The sequence below is a fragment of the Pseudomonas sp. LB3P31 genome (assembly GCF_054897945.1).
Map to the genome: position 1 here is coordinate 4,892,790 of NZ_CM142710.1, position 18,769 is coordinate 4,911,558.

17 protein-coding genes are annotated in these 18,769 nt (G+C 59.8%); 11 read left to right on the top strand and 6 right to left on the bottom strand.

Annotated elements, in window-relative coordinates; all coding sequences use genetic code 11:
* The first annotated feature begins 10 nt into the window (after positions 1–10).
* The 4 genes from relA (at position 11) to ACYZTK_RS22345 (ending at position 4,997) form a co-directional block, all read left to right on the top strand.
* Entirely contained in the window at positions 11–2,254 is a 2,244-nt protein-coding gene (gene relA, locus ACYZTK_RS22330) for a GTP diphosphokinase (protein ID WP_462011811.1), read from the top strand.
* 165 nt (positions 2,255–2,419) lie between these two features.
* Complete coding sequence (gene mazG / locus ACYZTK_RS22335) at positions 2,420–3,253, top strand: nucleoside triphosphate pyrophosphohydrolase (protein ID WP_462011812.1); 834 nt, start codon at positions 2,420–2,422, stop codon at positions 3,251–3,253.
* Positions 3,254–3,281: 28 nt separating this feature from the next.
* A complete protein-coding gene (locus ACYZTK_RS22340; RefSeq protein ID WP_462011813.1) occupies positions 3,282–3,824 on the top strand; it encodes a DUF2058 domain-containing protein in 543 nt (180 codons plus the stop codon).
* 222 nt (positions 3,825–4,046) lie between these two features.
* Positions 4,047–4,997 carry a hypothetical protein gene (locus tag ACYZTK_RS22345; protein ID WP_462011814.1) on the top strand — a complete coding sequence of 317 codons (951 nt, stop codon included), beginning with the start codon at positions 4,047–4,049 and terminating at the stop codon, positions 4,995–4,997.
* Between the two features lie 56 nt (positions 4,998–5,053).
* Here ACYZTK_RS22345 and ACYZTK_RS22350 read toward each other — a convergent pair whose 3' ends face one another.
* From ACYZTK_RS22350 to ACYZTK_RS22375, 6 genes are all read right to left on the bottom strand, one after another.
* Positions 5,054–5,251 carry a hypothetical protein gene (locus ACYZTK_RS22350; protein ID WP_462011815.1) on the bottom strand — a complete coding sequence of 66 codons (198 nt, stop codon included), beginning with the start codon at positions 5,249–5,251 and terminating at the stop codon, positions 5,054–5,056.
* A 383-nt stretch (positions 5,252–5,634) separates the two neighbouring features.
* Positions 5,635–6,855: a beta-ketoacyl-ACP synthase I gene (fabB, locus tag ACYZTK_RS22355; protein ID WP_462011816.1), complete on the bottom strand. Its 1,221-nt coding sequence runs from the start codon at positions 6,853–6,855 to the stop codon at positions 5,635–5,637.
* 15 nt (positions 6,856–6,870) lie between these two features.
* Positions 6,871–7,386 (bottom strand): 3-hydroxyacyl-[acyl-carrier-protein] dehydratase FabA, encoded by a 516-nt coding sequence (fabA, locus tag ACYZTK_RS22360; protein WP_462011817.1) that lies wholly within the window; start codon positions 7,384–7,386, stop codon positions 6,871–6,873.
* A gap of 247 nt (positions 7,387–7,633) precedes the next feature.
* Entirely contained in the window at positions 7,634–9,535 is a 1,902-nt protein-coding gene (locus ACYZTK_RS22365; RefSeq protein ID WP_462011818.1) for a response regulator, read from the bottom strand.
* On the bottom strand, positions 9,532–10,464 hold the full coding sequence (locus ACYZTK_RS22370) for an ABC transporter substrate-binding protein (protein ID WP_462011819.1): 933 nt from the start codon (positions 10,462–10,464) through the stop codon (positions 9,532–9,534). Before ACYZTK_RS22370 ends, ACYZTK_RS22365 begins: the two co-directional genes overlap by 4 nt.
* Position 10,465: 1 nt before the next feature.
* A complete protein-coding gene (locus ACYZTK_RS22375; protein WP_462014952.1) occupies positions 10,466–12,622 on the bottom strand; it encodes a TonB-dependent receptor plug domain-containing protein in 2,157 nt (718 codons plus the stop codon).
* A 160-nt stretch (positions 12,623–12,782) separates the two neighbouring features.
* Here ACYZTK_RS22375 and ACYZTK_RS22380 point away from each other — a divergent pair, with 160 nt between their 5' ends.
* From ACYZTK_RS22380 to ACYZTK_RS22410, 7 genes are all read left to right on the top strand, one after another.
* Positions 12,783–13,808, top strand: coding sequence for an NAD(P)H-dependent glycerol-3-phosphate dehydrogenase (locus ACYZTK_RS22380; protein WP_462011820.1), 1,026 nt, complete (start codon positions 12,783–12,785; stop codon positions 13,806–13,808).
* Between the two features lie 43 nt (positions 13,809–13,851).
* Positions 13,852–14,199, top strand: a complete 348-nt coding sequence (locus ACYZTK_RS22385) for a DUF4389 domain-containing protein (RefSeq protein ID WP_462011821.1) — start codon at positions 13,852–13,854, stop codon at positions 14,197–14,199.
* Entirely contained in the window at positions 14,196–14,648 is a 453-nt protein-coding gene (gene sixA / locus ACYZTK_RS22390; RefSeq protein ID WP_462011822.1) for a phosphohistidine phosphatase SixA, read from the top strand. The genes ACYZTK_RS22385 and sixA overlap by 4 nt, the downstream gene beginning before the upstream one ends.
* 177 nt (positions 14,649–14,825) lie before the next feature.
* A complete protein-coding gene (locus tag ACYZTK_RS22395) occupies positions 14,826–16,493 on the top strand; it encodes an AMP-binding protein (protein ID WP_462011823.1) in 1,668 nt (555 codons plus the stop codon).
* Positions 16,494–16,525: 32 nt separating this feature from the next.
* Complete coding sequence (locus tag ACYZTK_RS22400; RefSeq protein WP_462011824.1) at positions 16,526–16,969, top strand: hotdog fold thioesterase; 444 nt, start codon at positions 16,526–16,528, stop codon at positions 16,967–16,969.
* Positions 16,970–17,070: 101 nt separating this feature from the next.
* Positions 17,071–17,877, top strand: coding sequence for an alpha/beta fold hydrolase (locus ACYZTK_RS22405; RefSeq protein ID WP_462011825.1), 807 nt, complete (start codon positions 17,071–17,073; stop codon positions 17,875–17,877).
* Complete coding sequence (locus ACYZTK_RS22410; RefSeq protein ID WP_462011826.1) at positions 17,874–18,728, top strand: alpha/beta hydrolase; 855 nt, start codon at positions 17,874–17,876, stop codon at positions 18,726–18,728. Before ACYZTK_RS22405 ends, ACYZTK_RS22410 begins: the two co-directional genes overlap by 4 nt.
* Positions 18,729–18,769: the final 41 nt, after the last annotated feature.

Sequence of the window (18,769 nt, forward strand, 5' to 3'; positions counted from 1 at the left end):
GGTATGCAAGATGGTACAGGTGAGAGCACACCAGCCGATCAACACCGACGGCAGTATCAATCTCGAGGCTTGGCTCGATCACGCGGTCAGTGTCGATCTGGCACTGGATCGCGAAGCCTTGAAAGAAGCGTGCGAGTTCGCTCGCACCTCTGAACAACAGGCCAATGCGGCCAAGAACCTGTGGTCCGAAGGGACCTCGAGTTTTCGCACGGGCCTTGAGATCGCGGAAATTCTCGCCGACCTCAAACTCGATCAGGACTCGCTGGTGGCGGCGGTTTTGTACCGTGGCGTGCGCGAGGGTCAGATCGAGTTGCCGGCGATCAGTCAGCGCTTCGGGCCGGTGGTCGCCAAGCTGATCGACGGCGTACTGCGCATGGCGGCGATCAGCGCCAGCCTGAGCCCCCGTCAATCCCTGGTGCTGGGCACTCAGGGCCAGGTGGAAAACCTGCGCAAGATGCTGGTGGCGATGGTCGACGACGTGCGAGTCGCACTGATCAAGCTGGCCGAACGCACCTGCGCGATTCGCGCGGTGAAAACCGCTGACGACGAGAAGCGCAACCGGGTCGCGCGCGAGGTGTTCGACATCTATGCGCCGCTGGCCCACCGCCTGGGTATCGGGCACATCAAGTGGGAACTGGAGGATTTGTCCTTCCGTTACCTGGAGCCGGACCAGTACAAGCAGATTGCCAAGCTGCTGCACGAGCGGCGGCTGGATCGCGAGCGGTTCATCGCTGACGTGATGAGCCAGCTCAAGGTCGAACTGCAGGCCACCGGCGTCGATGCCGACATCAGCGGCCGGGCCAAACACATCTACTCGATCTGGCGCAAAATGCAGCGCAAGGGTCTGGAATTCAGCCAGATCTACGACGTTCGTGCGGTTCGCGTACTGGTCCCGGAAATGCGCGACTGCTACACCGCGCTGGGCATCGTCCACACCCTGTGGCGGCACATTCCGAAGGAATTCGACGACTACATCGCCAATCCGAAAGAGAACGGCTACCGCTCGCTGCACACCGCAGTGATCGGTCCTGAAGGCAAGGTGCTGGAAGTGCAGATTCGCACTCATTCCATGCACGAGGAAGCCGAGCTGGGGGTTTGCGCCCACTGGCGCTACAAGGGCACCGACGTCAAGTCCGGCTCCAATCACTACGAGGAGAAAATCTCCTGGCTGCGCCAGGTGCTCGAGTGGCACGAGGAGCTGGGTGACATCGGCGGGCTGGCGGAACAGCTGCGGGTCGATATCGAGCCGGACCGGGTCTACATCTTCACCCCCGACGGCCATGCCATCGACTTGCCAAAGGGCTCGACGCCGCTGGACTTCGCCTATCGGGTGCACACCGAAATCGGTCATAACTGCCGTGGCGCGAAGATCAACGGGCGCATCGTACCGCTCAACTACAGCCTGCAGACCGGTGAACAGGTAGAGATCATCACCAGCAAGCACGGCACCCCAAGCCGCGACTGGCTGAACTCGAACCTGGGTTACATCACCACATCGCGGGCACGGGCGAAGATCGTCCACTGGTTCAAACTGCAGGCGCGCGACCAGAACGTCGCCGCCGGTAAAACCTTGCTCGAACGCGAACTCATTCGCCTCGGTCTGCCGGCGGTGGATTTCGACAAGCTGGCCGACAAGGCCAACATGAAGAGCGCCGAGGACATGTACGCCGCATTGGGTGCTGGCGATTTGCGTCTGGCGCAGTTGGTGAACCTGGCGCAGCAACTGGTCGAGCCGGAACGCGGCAACGAGCAGTTGGAGCTGATTCCACGCAAGGCCACCGGCTATAAACCGGGCAAGCGCGGCGACATCCAGATCCAGGGCGTCGGCAACCTTATGACGCAGATGGCCGGTTGCTGCCAGCCGCTGCCGGGGGATGCGATCGTCGGCTACATCACCCAGGGCCGCGGCGTGAGCATTCACCGCCAGGACTGCGCGTCGGTGCTGCAACTGGGCGGGCGTGAGCCGGAGCGGATCATCCAGGTCAGCTGGGGCCCGGTACCGGTCCTCACCTATCCGGTGGACATCATCATCCGCGCCTACGACCGTTCAGGCTTGCTGCGTGATGTGTCCCAGGTGCTGCTCAACGAGCGAATCAACGTGCTGGCGGTCAACACCCGCTCGAACAAGGAGGACAACACCGCGCTGATGTCCCTGACCATCGAGATCCCGGGGCTGGATGCATTGGGTCGATTGCTGGGACGGATTTCCCAGCTGCCGAACATCATCGAAACCCGGCGTAACCGTACGCCTTGAATCTCTGATGTTGCACTGATCCTTATGGGAGCAAAGCCCTGTGGGAGCAAAGCTTGCTCGCGAAAGCGGTGTATCAGGTTAACCGCCATCGCGAGCAAGCTTTGCTCCCACAGGGTCTGTCCCCACAGGTCTTTGCTCCCACAGGTATGTTGAGCGAGAAGAGTAATGTATAGCCTTGAAGATTTACTGCACCTGATGAACCGCCTTCGCGACCCGCAGTTCGGTTGCCCTTGGGATATCAAGCAAACCTACGCCAGCATCGTCCCGCACACCCTCGAAGAAGCCTATGAAGTGGCTGATGCCATCGAGCGCGGCGACTTCGATCACTTGCAGGGTGAGCTGGGGGATTTGCTGTTCCAGGTGGTTTATTACAGCCAGCTGGCGCGGGAAGAAGGGCGCTTCGAATTCGCCGGAGTCATCGACAGCATCACCCGCAAGCTGATCCGTCGGCACCCGCACGTATTTCCCACCGGCGATCTGTACGCGCCGCTGGATGTCCCGCGCCTGAACGAAGAACAGGTCAAGCAGCGCTGGGAAGAGATCAAGGCCGAGGAGCGCGCTGAGCAATCGTCTGCGCCCGAGCAGTTGTCGTTACTCGATGACGTCCCCGCTGCCTTGCCGGCGTTGTCCCGTTCGGCAAAGTTGCAAAAGCGCGCAGCGCAGGTCGGTTTCGACTGGCCGGACGTGTTGCCGGTGCTGGACAAGGTTCGCGAAGAGCTCGATGAAGTGCTCCAGGCCATGGCCGATAACGATCCCGCTGCGGTGGCCGATGAAGTCGGTGACCTGCTGTTTTCCGTGGTCAACCTGGCTCGCCATCTCAAGGTTGACCCGGAAACTGCACTGCGCGGCGCCAACGGCAAATTCGAACGGCGCTTCCGATTTATCGAACAGGCATTGCGCGACACCCACCGTCCCATGGAAGATTGCACCCTCGAAGAGTTGGACGCCTTGTGGGGCGAAGCCAAACGCCAGGAAAAGAATATGCCCAGCTGCGGTTGAGCAGTTGCCTAAGTGAGTATTAAGCACCATGAGCATTTCCCTTCGCGACCAGTTGCTCAAAGCAGGGCTGGTCAACCAGAAGCAGGCCAAACAGGTCGGCAAAGAAAAGCAGAAGCAGCAACGCCTGGTCCATAAAGGCCAGATCGAGCAGGATGATTCGCAGCAACGGGCGGCTCAGGAAGCCATGGCCGAAAAGGTCAAGCGTGATCAGGAGTTGAACCGCCTGCAGCAGGAAAAGGCCGAGGCCAAGGCGCGTGCCGCCCAGGTCAAGCAACTGATCGAGGCTTCGCGCCTGCCGAAGTTGACGACCGAGGATTACTACAACTTCGTCGACGACAAGAAGGTCAAGCGCCTGTCCGTCAACCCGCTGATGCGCAACAAGCTCAGCAACGGTTCGCTGGCGATCGTGCACCATGCCGGCGGCTACGAGGTAATCCCCCGTGAGGCGGCCCTGAAGATTCAGGAGCGCGATCCGCAGCGAATCGTGCAGCTGAACGTGCAGACTGAAGAAGCGGCGGCGGAAGATGATCCGTACGCGGCCTATCAGATTCCAGATGATTTGATGTGGTAACTTATTGAAGTAATTATTGGTGCTACATATGCGCTAGTACTTATTTGCGGAAAATAGTGTTGAGCCCGGGCAGGCGTGTCAGTACGCTTGCTTGGGCTCTTCTTTCTTATGTGTAATAAAATCTTTCAGTTAACATTGAGATTGTTATAGTTGTTAATTAATTTAAAGATTTGTTTTTTATCGGGAAGGAGTGTCGTCAATTACGATTAAACGAGGTCTTTGATGCTGATTACTATCGCTTCTTTGCAACAGCCTACTTTCAATTCCGAATTTTCCTGGCCGCGAAAGCCGGATCAGTCCATGACTGATTATGTGAGCCAGGAACTCGATCGACGGGTGCAGTTCGTCAGCGACCGGCTCGACACAGCCGCTCAGGCGGCACGTGAGCAATATCCGGGCAGCGCCTGCCTGTTCTTCACACTGCCCGAATTCTTCTGGAACGTACCTTGGGAGAGCGTCCGCAGTGAGGACGATCTACTGGAGTTCGGCTGGGCGTGTATGGACAGGATGCCTGAATGCATGGACCGGCTGATGAGTTGGGCGCGCCAGGAAACACATGGAAAAGTAATATTGCTCGCCGGCACCTGTGCCACGTTGATCAAAGTCGGAGAGGGAGAGGATGCTTACTTTGACGTGATCAACTATCTGCTGTCAGTCAATAATTTCAACTTTCACAGTGATGGTTCTCCAGAGTTGTCGATGTGGCCCAAGCGCCATGTGTCGGGGATTGATTTTGGGTCGCATGTGAAAAGTGAAAACGGATATTGGTTTTTCAAACTTTCGGATGATCTGAGTGTTAAGGTGAAGAACCTGAGTTCGGTGGCGGCGGAGGAGCACGCCGCAGGTAGTTACAATTCGGCGTTTTATAATACCTTGATTCCGGGTGTTACTTTCAGTTTGAATCTATGTCTCGATTACAGTGTGCTGGAAGAGGGAGAGCGAGACCAGGAACTGGAAACACTCGGCTCGAAGATCGATTTCCTGATAGCTTGCGGTATGCCTTTCATTGAAGAAAAAAGTTATCCGCAGAGTGTCAGATTCGCCGTGAGAAACGATGGGATGGGAGACGGCAGCTGTGAGTTCGTGCGTGTTGAGGAAGGCAGGATCACCAGCGTGGTGCCTTCCATAATCATCGAGGACACGCTACACCTGGCTGCAGTAGAGCTGGACTGACTGGCCCCCTCACGCAGATGCCTGCCGCAGTACGTGGCTGGGCAGGCATTCTCAGGTCACGCCGGTTCAGCTGTCCTGGACACTGCGTTCTGTTCCAGCTTTTCCAGCTCGGCCTTGTAGCTGTGGGCGTCAGACTCGGAGTGAAACATACCGACCAGCAAATCCTGTTGGTGCACATCCCAGATCCGGATACCGGCGGCTACACCTTCGTGGGACTTATGTGAATCGTCGCGTTCAGTTACTTTCACAGTCATCTGCTTGCTCCAATTTCAGTTACCTGCACCAAGGCATGTGCAGGACTCTGTTATATATTTGGATAGCTTGCTAAGTAAACAGCTGGTTTGGGTAAGGGTTTTTTGCAAAACACGAGAAAGTCCTGCAGCCCTTTAAATCCGTGACATTCGGTCGCAGGGCGTTTGGTTTCATGACAAAAGCTTCATGTTCGAAGATGGCTTGGCTCACACAACACCCGTAGGAGCTGGCGCAGCCTGCGATCTTTTGATCTTGATTTTTTAAGATCAAAAAATCGCAGGCTGCGCCAGCTCCTACCGGGGATCGCGGTGATTGGCAAGCATAAAAAAACGCCCCGAACCAGTCGGGGCGTTTTTTTTGTGTGGCGCAGCAGAGGCGGGGCTTATTACTTGCCCGACCAGCGCTTCAGTACCAGCGTGGCATTGGTGCCACCGAAACCGAAGCTGTTGCTCATCACGGTATTGATGGTGGCGTCTTCGCGAGTCTTGGTCAGGATCGGCATGTCAGCCACTTCCGGGTCCAGTTCGTCGATGTTGGCGGAACCCGCCATGAAGTTGCCTTCCATCATCAGCATGCAGTAGATAGCTTCGTGAACGCCAGCGGCGCCCAGGGAGTGACCCGACAGGCTCTTGGTGGAGCTGATGGCCGGAGCCTTGTCGCCGAACACTTCACGCACACCTTTCATTTCCATGACGTCGCCGACCGGAGTCGAAGTGCCGTGGGTGTTCAGGTAGTCGATCGGTGCGTCAACGGTGGACATCGCCATCTGCATGCAGCGGATGGCGCCTTCGCCGCTTGGCGCGACCATGTCGTAGCCGTCGGAGGTCGCGCCGTAGCCGACGATTTCCGCGTAGATTTTTGCGCCGCGGGCCAGAGCGTGTTCCAGCTCTTCAACCACGACCATGCCGCCACCGCCGGCGATGACAAAACCGTCACGCTTGGCGTCGTAGGCACGGGAAGCTTTTTCCGGGGTTTCGTTGTACTGGCTGGACAGTGCGCCCATGGCGTCGAACAGGAACGATTGGCTCCAATGCTCTTCTTCACCGCCGCCGGCGAACACGATGTCCTGCTTGCCCATCTGGATCTGCTCCATGGCAGTACCGATGCAGTGAGCACTGGTGGCGCAGGCAGAAGCGATGGAATAGTTCAGGCCCTTGATCTTGAACGGCGTGGCCAGGCAAGCGGAAACCGTGCTGCTCATGGTCCGCGTTACACGGTATGGGCCGACGCGCTTCACGCCTTTCTCGCGCAGGATATCCAGCGCTTCCATCTGGTTCAGCGTGGAGGCGCCACCGGAACCGGCGATCAGGCCGGTACGCGGGTTCGAGACCTGCTCATCGCTCAGACCGGAGTCGGCGATGGCGTCTTTCATAGCCAGGTAGGCGTAAGCCGCCGCGTGGCCAACAAAGCGATAGATCTTGCGATCGATCAGTTCTTCGAGGGGCAGGTCAATGGAGCCGGAAACCTGGCTACGCAGACCCATTTCGGCGTATTCCGGGTTGAACCGGATGCCAGGGCGACTTGCACGCAGGTTAGCGGAGACGGTCTCTTTGTCATTGCCCAGGCACGAAACGATGCCCAGACCAGTGATTACGACGCGGCGCATGCGATTAACCCTTAATCAGTTGTCAGTGGTTTTGTACAAGCCAACCTTGAGGTCTTTGGCTGTGTAGATCAGGTTGCCGTCAACGCTTACGCTGCCGTCGGCGAAGGCCACGGAGAGTTTGCGGTTGATAATCGTGCGAGTGATGTCGATTTTATAGGTAACAAGTTTAGCAGTCGGCAGGATTTCGCCGGTGAATTTGACTTCACCGCAACCCAGCGCACGACCGCGGCCAGGCAGACCCTGCCAGCCCAGGAAAAAACCGACCAGTTGCCACATGGCATCCAGGCCCAGGCAGCCTGGCATCACCGGGTCACCTTCGAAGTGACAGGCGAAAAACCACAGGTCAGGAGTGATATCCAGCTCGGCGACCAATTCACCTTTGCCATCCTTGCCACCCTCCGCACTGATATGAGTGATGCGATCCATCATCAGCATATTCGGGGCGGGCAGTTGCGCGTTACCTGGGCCGAACAGCTCACCGCGACTGCAGCGCAGCAGGTCTTCCCGAGTAAAGGCGTTTTGTTTGGTCATGCGAGCTCCTCAATAATCCGATGCGGCAGGTGGGGCAAATCTTCCCGGCCGATCGAAGCGTTTAATGCCTCGAGTCAGCAGCCTACTCATAGACTATTGCGTTGTGGTGAAAGTCACAGCAACAAGGACATGAAAGTACACTTGTGCACTGAAATTATTTTTCAAGCCCCTTGGAGGGCCTGATCGGGTGCCTAAGACTGCCGCAATTTCGCCTTTCACGCCAGTCGCAGATGGTCAAAGGCCTGTACTACTGCACCCATCGTTGCAGAATTTGCTGTAGGTCGTTGCGTTTGAACGGCTTGGCCAGATAATCGTTCATTCCCGCCGTTAAACACGCTTCGCGGTCGCCCTGCAAGGCGTTGGCGGTCAGCGCGATGATCGGCAGGTTGTCGCAGCCGGGCAGCTTCCTGATTTTCCGGGTAGCCTCGTAGCCGTCCATGACCGGCAGCCGGCAATCCATGAGGATCGCCTCGAAGATCAGGCTTTCGGCACTTCGCACCGCCTGCGCACCATCTACTGCGACGCTGACAGTAAAGCCCAGGCTGCGCAACATTGCCTCGATCACGGTTTGATTGACCGGGTTGTCCTCCACCAGCAGCACGTTGCGGCCCTTGCCGTCGCCGGGGTTGGCGCGAGTGCGCGGTTCGATTGCGGGTAGCGCTTGTTTGTAATGCGCCAGCGGAATTTCCAGGGTAAACACCGAGCCCAGTCCTTCCTCGCTCATGGCGCGCAGGGTGCCGCCCATGCGCTCAGCCAGGGTGCGGGCAATCGGCAGGCCCAGGCCAGTGCCGCCATATCGCCGGGAAATGGAACTGTCGGCTTGCTGGAACGCGTTAAACATCGACTCCAGGCTTTCGGCGCAGATACCGATGCCACTGTCGCGAACGGTGCAGGTGAACCACAGCAGTTCGTGATCCAGCGATTGCCACTGCGGTTCGATGCTGACGCGGCCGTGCTCGGTGAACTTCAGCGCATTGCCTACCAGGTTCACCAGGATCTGCCGGATGCGCGTCGGGTCGCCTTGAACCTGCAGCGCCTGCATGTCCTCGGGAATCACTAGCGAAAGCTCGAGTCCACGCTGCGCGGCGCTGTGCTGGAACGCCTGGGCACAGCTGCTGATCAGGTCCGCGAGGTTGAACGGAATGTGTTCCAGCTCCAGCGCGGAACGCTCGATTCGCGAGAAGTCGAGGATATCGTTGATCACTTTGAGCAAGTGTTCAGTGGACTCCGAGGCAAGCGCTGCGTATTCCACCTGCTCTTCGGTCATCTCGGTTGTTTCGAGCAATTGCAGCATGCCCAGCACGCCATTCATCGGGGTGCGCAGTTCGTGGCTCATCATCGCCAGGAAATCGGATTTGGCGTTGTTGGCCTTTTCCGCTTCTTCGCGCGTCTGAATAAGCTGCGCCATCGCCTGATGCTGTTCACGGCTGGCTTGCTCGAGGCCGCTGGCGAGATTGTTAATGTGCTGGGACAGCGCGCCCAGCTCGGTGTCATCGACAATCGGCAGGGGCGTCTTGTAATCGCCATCCTGGATCGCCTTGACCGCGTTGCCGATGTCGCGAATCGGTTGCGACAGGCTGCCCGCCAGGCGCCGGGCGATCAGGAAAGTAAACAGCAGGGCAAACAATGCGAGGATCGCGGCCTTGAGCAGGATCTCCTGCTGGCGCTGGCTGAATGCGTCATTGGATAGGCCGACGATGACCCGCCCCAGGTAATCCTCGGTCGGGGCAAAGTTGGCGACGCGGCTGTTCTGGAAGAAATCATTGTTCAGCGCGATCCGTTGCAGGCGCACCGGGGCCTGGAACACTTCGACCTGCTGGGAACGGTTGTGGATTTCCGAAGGCTGCTCGACGTACACGAGGATGCGGTTGGCGCTGTCCTGGACTTCGAGAAAACGCACATTGGGCGTGGCCAGCGTCGCTTTGAGCAGGCCTTCGAGCACTTCATTGTTACCCGAGATAACCCCGTACTCGGCGGCCGGCGCCAGTTGGTTGGCAATCAGCTGGCCGGTGTGGTTGAGCTCCTGGCGCAGGTCCTGGATGCGCACGAAGGTGAAAAAGCTGATCAACAGCAGCGTCAGCAACAGGGCAGGGCCGAGGCTGATCAGTTGCGTGCGGGTGTTGATGTCCCAGCGACGATGGAAAGTCATGGGCGGCTTACTCCTTCGGCCAACTGTGATGCGACAGATGCTTCATCGATCTGTTCAATACCCAATGAACGAGCGACCTGCGGGTTGCTCAAGACTTTGAACCGGTAGGGATAATGGGTGCGCGGCCAAGTGTTCGGCGAGCGGTCGAGTAATTGATCGAGAATGCTTAGCCAGTCGTTCTGGTCGCTGTAGGTGCTGGCCAGGCTGCCCGCCTTGACGAACGCGGCGTTGGGCCCGACCAGGGCCAGTTGCCGTGAATAACTGCTGAGCAGCAGGTTTTTTGCCGTCTTGGGGTTGTACAGGTCCGGATCGTCGAGGCCCAGCAATACGTCGCTGTTTTTCAGCAGGTTTTGCAGGGGGCGGCTGTCGTTGGTGTCGTCCCAGTGTTCGGCGACGATTTCCAGTCCCAGCGGAGCAGCGGCCTGGCGCAGCTCCTGGAGGAGAAATTCGCTGTGATGGTCGTAAAGCACGCCAATCCGCTTCGCCTGGGGTAACAAAATACGGATCAGGCGCAGCTGGCGTTGCAGCGGTGGATCACTCCACAGCAGGCTCAAGTGTGGAGGCAGGGCGACGCCCAGGCGCTGGCGGGCTTGCAGGCGGCTGATGCGCAGCACCAGCGTCGGTGGGCCCTGGGCATCTCGCAGGCGCCAGTCCAGACTGGGCGAATCAAGCAGGATCAGGCGCGTGTTGGCGGGTAGTTTGCCCGGAGCAGGCAGATTGGCCAGGGGCTCGAAACTTACACGATCGCCGGGGCGCCGCTCGCTCAGGGCCGCAGTGAAGGAGCGCATGCCTGGGCTGTCATCGGCGCCGGTGAGCAGGATGTCCACGGCGTTGGCCGATAGCGGGTTCAGCAGGCCGATAATTAACAGGCACAGTACGGCCAGCAGGCGGCCAATGGTTGGCGTCTTCCCTGACGGACAGCCCGGCATCCTAAAACTCCAGCTCCGCACTGAAGTACATCACTCGACGCTGGTCATACTGGTTGTCGATGAAGGTGGTGGGTTGATTGTCGAGGCGTTGCTGGAGCACACCCGCCAGTTCGAGGCTGGCCTTGCCCCAGTGAATGCGCCTGGCGATGCGCGTGTCGACTCGTTCGAAGCGGTAACCATTGAGCGCATCGTCGCCATAATAGAAGAGGGCGCTGTTCCAGCCATGCCCCCAATCTCGCAGCCAACCGGCGGAACCGCTGTTACGCGCCGTTTGCAGCTGATCTGCGGGGTTGCTCGCCTTGGCATCGACGTAGGCATAGGTCAGGCGCAGGCGGTCTGCTTGATTGATGCTCCAATCCAGCTGGGTTTCGGCTCCGGTATAACGCGCTTTGTTGGAGTTACTGGCGATGTACTGGTTGTTGCGCAGCGGTTCGCTGATCATCCCGCTGATTTCGTCGTGGAACACTTTCACATCGACGGCCAGCCCCACTTCGACGAAGTAGCCGTTATAGCCCAGCTCCCGCGAGCGCATGTGTTCCTGCTCAAGGTCGCCCGGGCCTCGGGTGCGGACAAAATAGCGCGCGCTGGACTGGCCGTAGGCGCTTGGGTGCAGCTTGGTGACCCGGTAGCTCCAGTCGACGTTGTTCTCGAACATGTCCGGCGAGCGAATGGCCTCCGAGTACACCGCCCGCAGGCCGTGGCGCGGATTGATCAAATAATTGACCGCCATGCGCGGGGTAAGCGAGCTGCCAATCAACCGGGTGTCCTCGAACATCGCTCCGCCCTGCAACAGCCAGTGCTCGGTCGCGCGCCATTCGAGCTGGCCGAATGCCCGCACGGTGGTGTCGTTAAGGGTGCCATTGAAGTAGGTCTCGGAGTCTGCCCGGTCGTAACGATAGTTCAAGCCACTGACCAGGCGCAGGCTATCGGCCAGGCTCAGGGTGTCCTGCAATTCGAGGTCGAAGCGCGATTCCCGGGTGCTCTGGTCGAGGTCGCCGCACAAGGTCTGGCGCGCGCCGTTGTTCCATTGGCTGAGTACCTGGCTGGCCAGTTGCTGTTCAGCAGCAGTGCCTGGAGGGGCTCCGGCGCCGGTGAAACGCTCGATGTTGCGCGCCAGGCCCTCAGTGTAATTGGGGTTGATCTGCCAGAGTCGGGTCAGCTCGGGGCTGAACGACACTTCGGCGTCGCAGGCGCGCCATGTTTGCTGGCGGTCCCAGTGCTGGGCCGTGCCTTGTACATAAAGGCTGTGATCCGGATCGATGTCGAGGTTCCAGCGCAGGGAGCCTGCGTAGGTCTTGGCGACCACGTCGGAATTGTTCCCGGCATCGGTGATTCCCGAGAACACCGGTCGGTAGGTGTACGGGCGCTGGTTGGTACCGTCCTTGGCGTTGAGCTGCCAGTCGATGCTCTGGCGTTCATCCAGCGTCTGGCTGATCGCCAGGTTGATACGGTTGAGGCGCCGGCTGTCGCGGTAATCGCCGCCGTTGCGGTCCGAGTCGAAACCGTCGTCTTGCAGTCCGGACAGCGACAGGCGCAGATCGCCACCGTCCCAGCCTGTGCCCTGGCTGGCGTAATAATCATTGATGCCGCGCTGGCCCTGGGTGATTTTCAGCCGGGTGCCGTGGCTATCGGCGGGGCGGCGAGTAATGATGTTGACCACCGCCATCAACGCATTCGCGCCGTAGCTGACGGTGTTCGGCCCGCGAAATACTTCGATGCGCTCGATGTCGTCCAGCGGCACCGGAATATCGCTCCAGTCCACCGTGGACAAGCCTGCGCGATACACTGAGCGGCCATCGATCAGCACCTGCATGCGCCGTGCTTCGCTGGCACTGGTGCCGTGATAGTTCACTGCGGCCTGGTTGCCGCTGATGTTGCCTACCATCATCCCGGGCACCAGGCGCAGCAGTTCGCTGATATCCCGGGCGCCACTGGCCGTGATCAGCTGACTGTCGATCACCGTCATGCTGCCTGGCACCGCCGCAGGCGATTGTTTGAGTCGAGTTGCCGTCAGGACTTGCGGCAATGGCTCTCCATCCAGAAACAGGTCGTCTGCCAGCAGCGGCGAGCTGAAGATCAGCGCCAGAACCAGCGGCGAGCGCGGTGAGGTAGAGCCCAAAGACACATCACATCCTTGATCGTGGTGAATGGCGCGCATGTTAACCGAGCCATCGGACTTTTCCATGCACGATGCTGCATTACCCGGGATTAATTCCGCTTGTTGCTGCAGAGCGGGCTAATTGACTTGAGGGCTGGCCGCGACCGGGCCGCCCCGTATAATGCCGGCATCGCCACTGGTATGGATTAATGGATTGCATATGACTGAACAGCGCCCAATCGCAGTCCTGGGAGGCGGAAGCTTTGGTACCGCCGTGGCCAATCTTCTCGCTGAAAACGGCCATCAGGTCCGGCAGTGGATGCGAGACCCGGAGCAGGCCGAGGCCATCCGGGTCAATCGTGAGAATCCGCGCTACCTTAAAGGCATCAAGATTTTGCCGGCGGTGGAGCCGGTCACCGATTTGCAAGCCACGCTGGAGGCCTGCGACCTCTGCTTCGTCGCGCTACCGTCCAGCGCGCTGCGCGCGGTGTTGGTGCCGCATGCCGAACGCCTGAGCGGCAAATTGCTGGTAAGCCTGACCAAAGGCATCGAGGCCCACACCTTCAAGCTGATGAGCGAGATCCTTCAAGAGATCGCCCCGCAAGCGCGCATCGGCGTTCTGTCGGGACCGAATCTCGCTCGGGAGATCGCCGAACATGCGCTCACCGCCACGGTGGTCGCCAGCGAAGACGAAGAACTGTGCCAGCGGGTGCAGGCGGCCCTGCATGGCCGTACCTTCCGCGTCTATGCCAGCGCCGACCGCTACGGTGTGGAGTTGGGCGGGGCATTGAAGAACGTCTACGCGATCATCGCCGGCATGGCGGTTGCGCTCGGCATGGGCGAAAACACCAAGAGCATGTTGATCACCCGGGCGCTGGCGGAAATGACCCGTTTTGCGGTGAATCAGGGCGCCAACCCGATGACCTTCCTGGGCTTGGCGGGCGTCGGCGATCTGATCGTTACCTGTTCTTCGCCGAAGAGCCGTAACTACCAGGTGGGTTTTGCCCTCGGCCAGGGTTTGACTCTGGAAGACGCGGTGACGCGCCTCGGTGAAGTCGCCGAAGGGGTCAACACCCTGAAAGTGCTCAAGGCCAAGGCCCAGGAAGTTGGCGTGTACATGCCGCTGGTCGCCGGGCTGCACGCGATCCTGTTCGAAGGGCGCACGCTGGAGCAGGTGATCGGGCATTTGATGCGGGGCGAACCGAAAACCGACGTCGACTTCATTTCCACCAGTGGTTTTAACTGAATTTATCCGCAGCAGTTCAATCTACCGAATCAGGGAGCGAGACATGAACGAACAGAAAGAAGAAGCCAAGTACGAGTCCATCCTGCTGCGTGTGTTGTGGATGATCGTTTACGTGCTGGTCTGGCAAGTGGCGCAATTCATTCTGGGCGCGGTGGTGCTGGTTCAGCTGATCTACCGTCTGATCTACGGCGCCCCGAGCGCCAGCCTGATGAATTTCGGCGACAGCTTGAGCCAGTTCCTGGCGCAGATCGGTCGTTTCGGCAGCTTCCACAGTGACCAGAAACCTTGGCCTTTCGCCGACTGGCCGACACCGCGCACCCCGGAAGGTGAAGCGCCGCACGCCGTGCCGCCAGCCCCGCATCCAGCCCGCGATGAGGAACCGAAGTTATGAAATTCTGGGTGTTGCGTCATGGTGAAGCTGAGCCTTACGGTACATGTCCTGATTCCGAGCGGGCGTTGACGGCCAATGGCCGCGACGAAGTGTTGCGCATCGCAGCCGAGTTGGTTGGCCAGCCGCTCACGGCGATCTATGCCAGCCCTTTCCTGCGAGCTCAACAGACCGCGCAACTGGTGCGTGAAGCCCTGGGCTTTCTGCCGGAGATTCGCACTGTTGAGTGGCTGACCCCAGACTACCGCCCGCAAACGGTAGCGGAGCAGTTGGTGGCGGTCGATTACGCGCTGCTGGTCAGCCATAACCCGCTGGTGGGCAATCTGCTCGGGTACCTGCAGCACGGGCATGTGCAGGAACCGGAATCGGTAAAAACAGCTGGCCTGGCCGAGCTTGAGGGTGAAGGGCCGTTGGCGGGGGCGATGACGCTTAACAGCATCAAGCATCCTTGAAGCTTAAAGATCGCTGTGGGAGCAAGGCTTGCCCGCGATGGATTGGTCTCGTTACGACTGCCCACCGCGGCGATCCAATCGCGGGCAAGCCTTGCTTTCACAAAATCAAAATATCCAACCAAGCAACCGCTTGGTTGACTACGCTTGCTCCAGACCAAAACAACTGGAGCGAGTCGCATGTCTGCCGCTTTTCGATTGCCATTGGACGTCTTCTACGAGCGTGAAGCTCGCCATCCTCGCCAACGCTTTCTGGTCCAGCCCACCGGCGGTGGACAGGTCGAAACCCTGACATGGGCCGATGTCGGCCATCAGGCGCGCTGTGCCGCCCACTGGTTACGGGCGCGGGAATTGCCGCAAGGCAGTCACATCGCGCTGATTTCGAAAAACTGCGCGCACTGGATCATTGCCGACCTGGCGATCTGGATGGCCGGGCATGTATCGGTTCCGCTGTACCCCAATCTCACCGCCGAATCCGTGGCCCAGGTCCTGGCGCACTCCGAAGCGGCGCTGGCCTTCATTGGCAAGCTCGATGACTGGCCGAGCATGTCTCGCGGGGTTGCTGCCGACCTGCCGACCATCTGCCTGCCGCTGCATCCAGCGGGTAATTTCGATTTCAGCTGGGCCGACCTGCAGGCAACGTCGCCGATCCAGGACGACCCCAAGCCCGCCGCCGAGCAACTGGCGACGATCATCTACACCTCTGGCACCACGGGCATGCCCAAAGGCGTAATGCACAGCTTTGCCAACCTGGGCTTTGCCACGACTCGTGGCACGCAGTTGTTCGGCCTCAACGAGTCAGACCGCCTGCTGTCGTATTTGCCGCTGTGTCACGTGGCGGAGCGGATGTTCGTCGAACTCGCGTCGATATACACCGGGCAAACCGTATTTTTTGCCGAGAGCCTCGACACCTTCCTCACCGACCTGCAGCGCGCGCGACCCACCGCCATGTTTGGCGTGCCAAGGATCTGGACCAAATTCCAGATGGGCGTGTACAGCAAAATCCCGGCAAAGCGCCTTGATTTCCTGCTCGGTTTGCCGATCATCGGCAAGCGCGTGGGACACAAGGTGCTCGCCGGCCTCGGGCTGGATGCGTTGCGCGTGGCCCTCTCCGGCGCGGCACCGGTGCCGCAGACCTTGCTGCTGTGGTACCGCAAGCTCGGCCTGGATGTGCTGGAGGTCTATGGCATGACCGAGAGTTGTGGCTACTCGCACATCTGCCTCCCCGGACAGCAGAAAACCGGCTGGATCGGCAAGCCCTGTCCGGAGGTCGAAGTACGCATTGAGCCCTCTGGCGAGGTGCTGGTACGCAGCGGGGCGACCATGTTGGGTTACTTCAAGGAGCCGGAAAAAACCGCCGATACCCTGACCGCCGACGGCTTCCTGCGCACCGGTGATAAAGGAGAAGAAGACGCCGAGGGCAACCTGCGCCTGACCGGACGCCTGAAGGAAATCTTCAAGACCAGCAAAGGCAAATACGTGGCCCCGGCGCCGATCGAGAATCGCCTGGCGGTGCATTCGCGAATCGAGCAGGTGTGCGTGGTGGGCGATGGCTTGAGCGCACCTTTGGGCTTGTGCGTGCTGTCCGCAGTCGGCCAGCAGGACGCCGGCGGCAGCGCCCGCGCAGGCTTGCATTCAAGCCTGGAAAAACTGTTGGAGGAGGTCAACGGCGCCTTGGACAAACACGAGCGCTTGCGCCGCCTGGTGGTGGTCAAGGATAGCTGGGCCGTGGAAAACGGCTTTCTCACGCCGACCCTGAAGATCAAGCGCAACGTGATCGAAGCGGCCTACGGTGCGCGGTTCGAAGAATGGAGCGAGCGCAACGAGACCGTGCTGTGGCAGGATTGAATGATGAACAAAACCAGCAAAGGATGTCAGCGATGAGTTTGTGGCGCACAACCCCGAATATTGAACAGTTGAACGCTATCCAGAAAAACACCATCGGTGAAGTGCTGGATATTCGCTTTGAATCGTTCGACGACGAGTCTCTGACCGCGAGCATGGTCATCGACCATCGCACGCACCAGCCCTACGGTCTGCTACATGGCGGCGCCTCAGTGGTGCTGGCCGAGTCGGTCGGGTCCATGGCCAGCTACCTGTGCATCGACTCCAGCAAGTTCTACTGCGTGGGGCTGGAAATCAACGCTAACCACCTACGCGGCCTGCGCAGTGGCCGGGTGACCGCAGTCGCCAAGCCGATCCATATTGGCCGCACCACCCACGTCTGGGATATCCGCTTGAGCAGCGACGAAGGCAAGGCCAGTTGCGTATCGCGCCTGACCATGGCGGTAGTGCCCCTGGGCGAGACCCCCCCCGCGCGCTGATCGATGACCGGACTGTCATCATTCCTGGCAGTTACGGTCATTGCCGCAGGACGCGGTCTTACAGACAATCAACGCCTGTTCTCGCTCATGGATTTGCCGGTATGTCGCAACAGATATTTTTCGCCCACGCCAACGGCTTTCCTTCCGGGACCTACGGCAAACTATTTGCGGCGCTGGCGCCTGAATATCAGGTGACGCATCTGCAGCAACACGCCCACGATCCGCGTTTTCCGGCGGATGACAACTGGTGCAACCTAGTGGACGAGCTGATCCATCATCTGCAGCAGCAACCGGAACCGGTGTGGGGTGTCGGCCATTCTTTTGGCGGTGTGCTGCATTTGCACGCGGCGCTGCGCTGCCCGGAGCTGTATCGCGGGGTGGTCATGCTCGACTCACCGGTGCTGACCCGCGCCGACCAATGGGTGATTCGTGCTGCCAAGCGCTTTGGTTTTATCGATCGCCTGACGCCGGCCGGTCGTACCCTGGGCCGTCGCGAAGAATTCGCCGACCTGGACAGCGCGCGCCGCTACTTCGCCGGCAAGACGCTGTTTCGCAGCTTTGATCCGGAATGCCTCGACGCTTATCTGCAACACGGGTTGCAGCAGGTTGGCGACAAGTTACGCCTGCGCTTTGATCCCGCCACGGAAATCAGCATCTACCGTGGCGTGCCCCACACCAGCCCGGGTCGGGCCCGGCAGCTGAAAGTGCCGCTGGCGGTGGTTCGCGGGCACAAGAGCCGGGTGGTCATGCGCCATCACGCGAGTAGCGTGGGGCGCATGCCGCTTGGCGAGTTCCTGACCATGCCTGGCGGCCACATGTTTCCGCTCGAACGTCCACAGGACACCGCCACGCTGCTGAAGAACCTGTTCAGCCGCTGGGAAGGTCGTCGCCAGCAGGATTGCGCATGAACCATGCCGTTGAAGAAATTCGCCTGAACCTGCCGCACATCGAACTGGCGGCGCACCTGTTCGGACCTGAAGACGGGTTGCCCGTGATCGCTTTGCACGGCTGGCTGGACAACGCCAACAGCTTTGCCCGGTTGGCGCCCAAGCTCCACGGCTTGCGCATCATCGCGCTGGATATGGCCGGGCATGGGCATTCCGGACACCGACCTGAAGGTGCCAGCTACGCCATGTGGGACTACGCCTACGACGTGCTGCAAGTCGCCGAACAACTGGGGCTGCAACGATTCGCCCTGATGGGTCACTCCATGGGCGCAATCGCTTCATTGATCATCGCCGGTTCCATGCCCGAACGCGTGACGCACCTGGCGTTGATCGACGGCATCATTCCTCCTACTGACAAGGCGGAAAATGCTGCAGAACGGATGGGGATGGCCTTGCAGGCGCAGCTGGATCTGCGGGAGAAACGCAAACCGGTGTACACCACGCTCGACCGAGCCATTGAAGCTCGCATGAAAGGCCTGGTGGCGGTGAGTCGTGAAGCTGCCGAATTGCTCGCCCAGCGCGGGCTGATGCCAGTGCCGGGTGGTTACACCTGGCGCACCGACAACCGTCTGACGTTGCCGTCGCCGTTGCGCCTGACCACGGAGCAGGCGATGGCCTTTGTCCAGCGAGTCAGTTGCCCGGCAAAACTGGTGGTGGCTGCGGAAGGTATGCTCGCCAGACACGAGGAGTTGCTGGAGCGTCTACCCTTCAGCCGGGAACAGCTGTCAGGTGGCCATCATTTGCACCTGAACGACGAGGCCGGCGCGGATCTTGTCGCAGACTGTTTCAATCGGTTCTTCACCGTTCCTTGACTTGCGCCGGGCAACTGTCGAGGCTGGGCGGCTTGAAATGG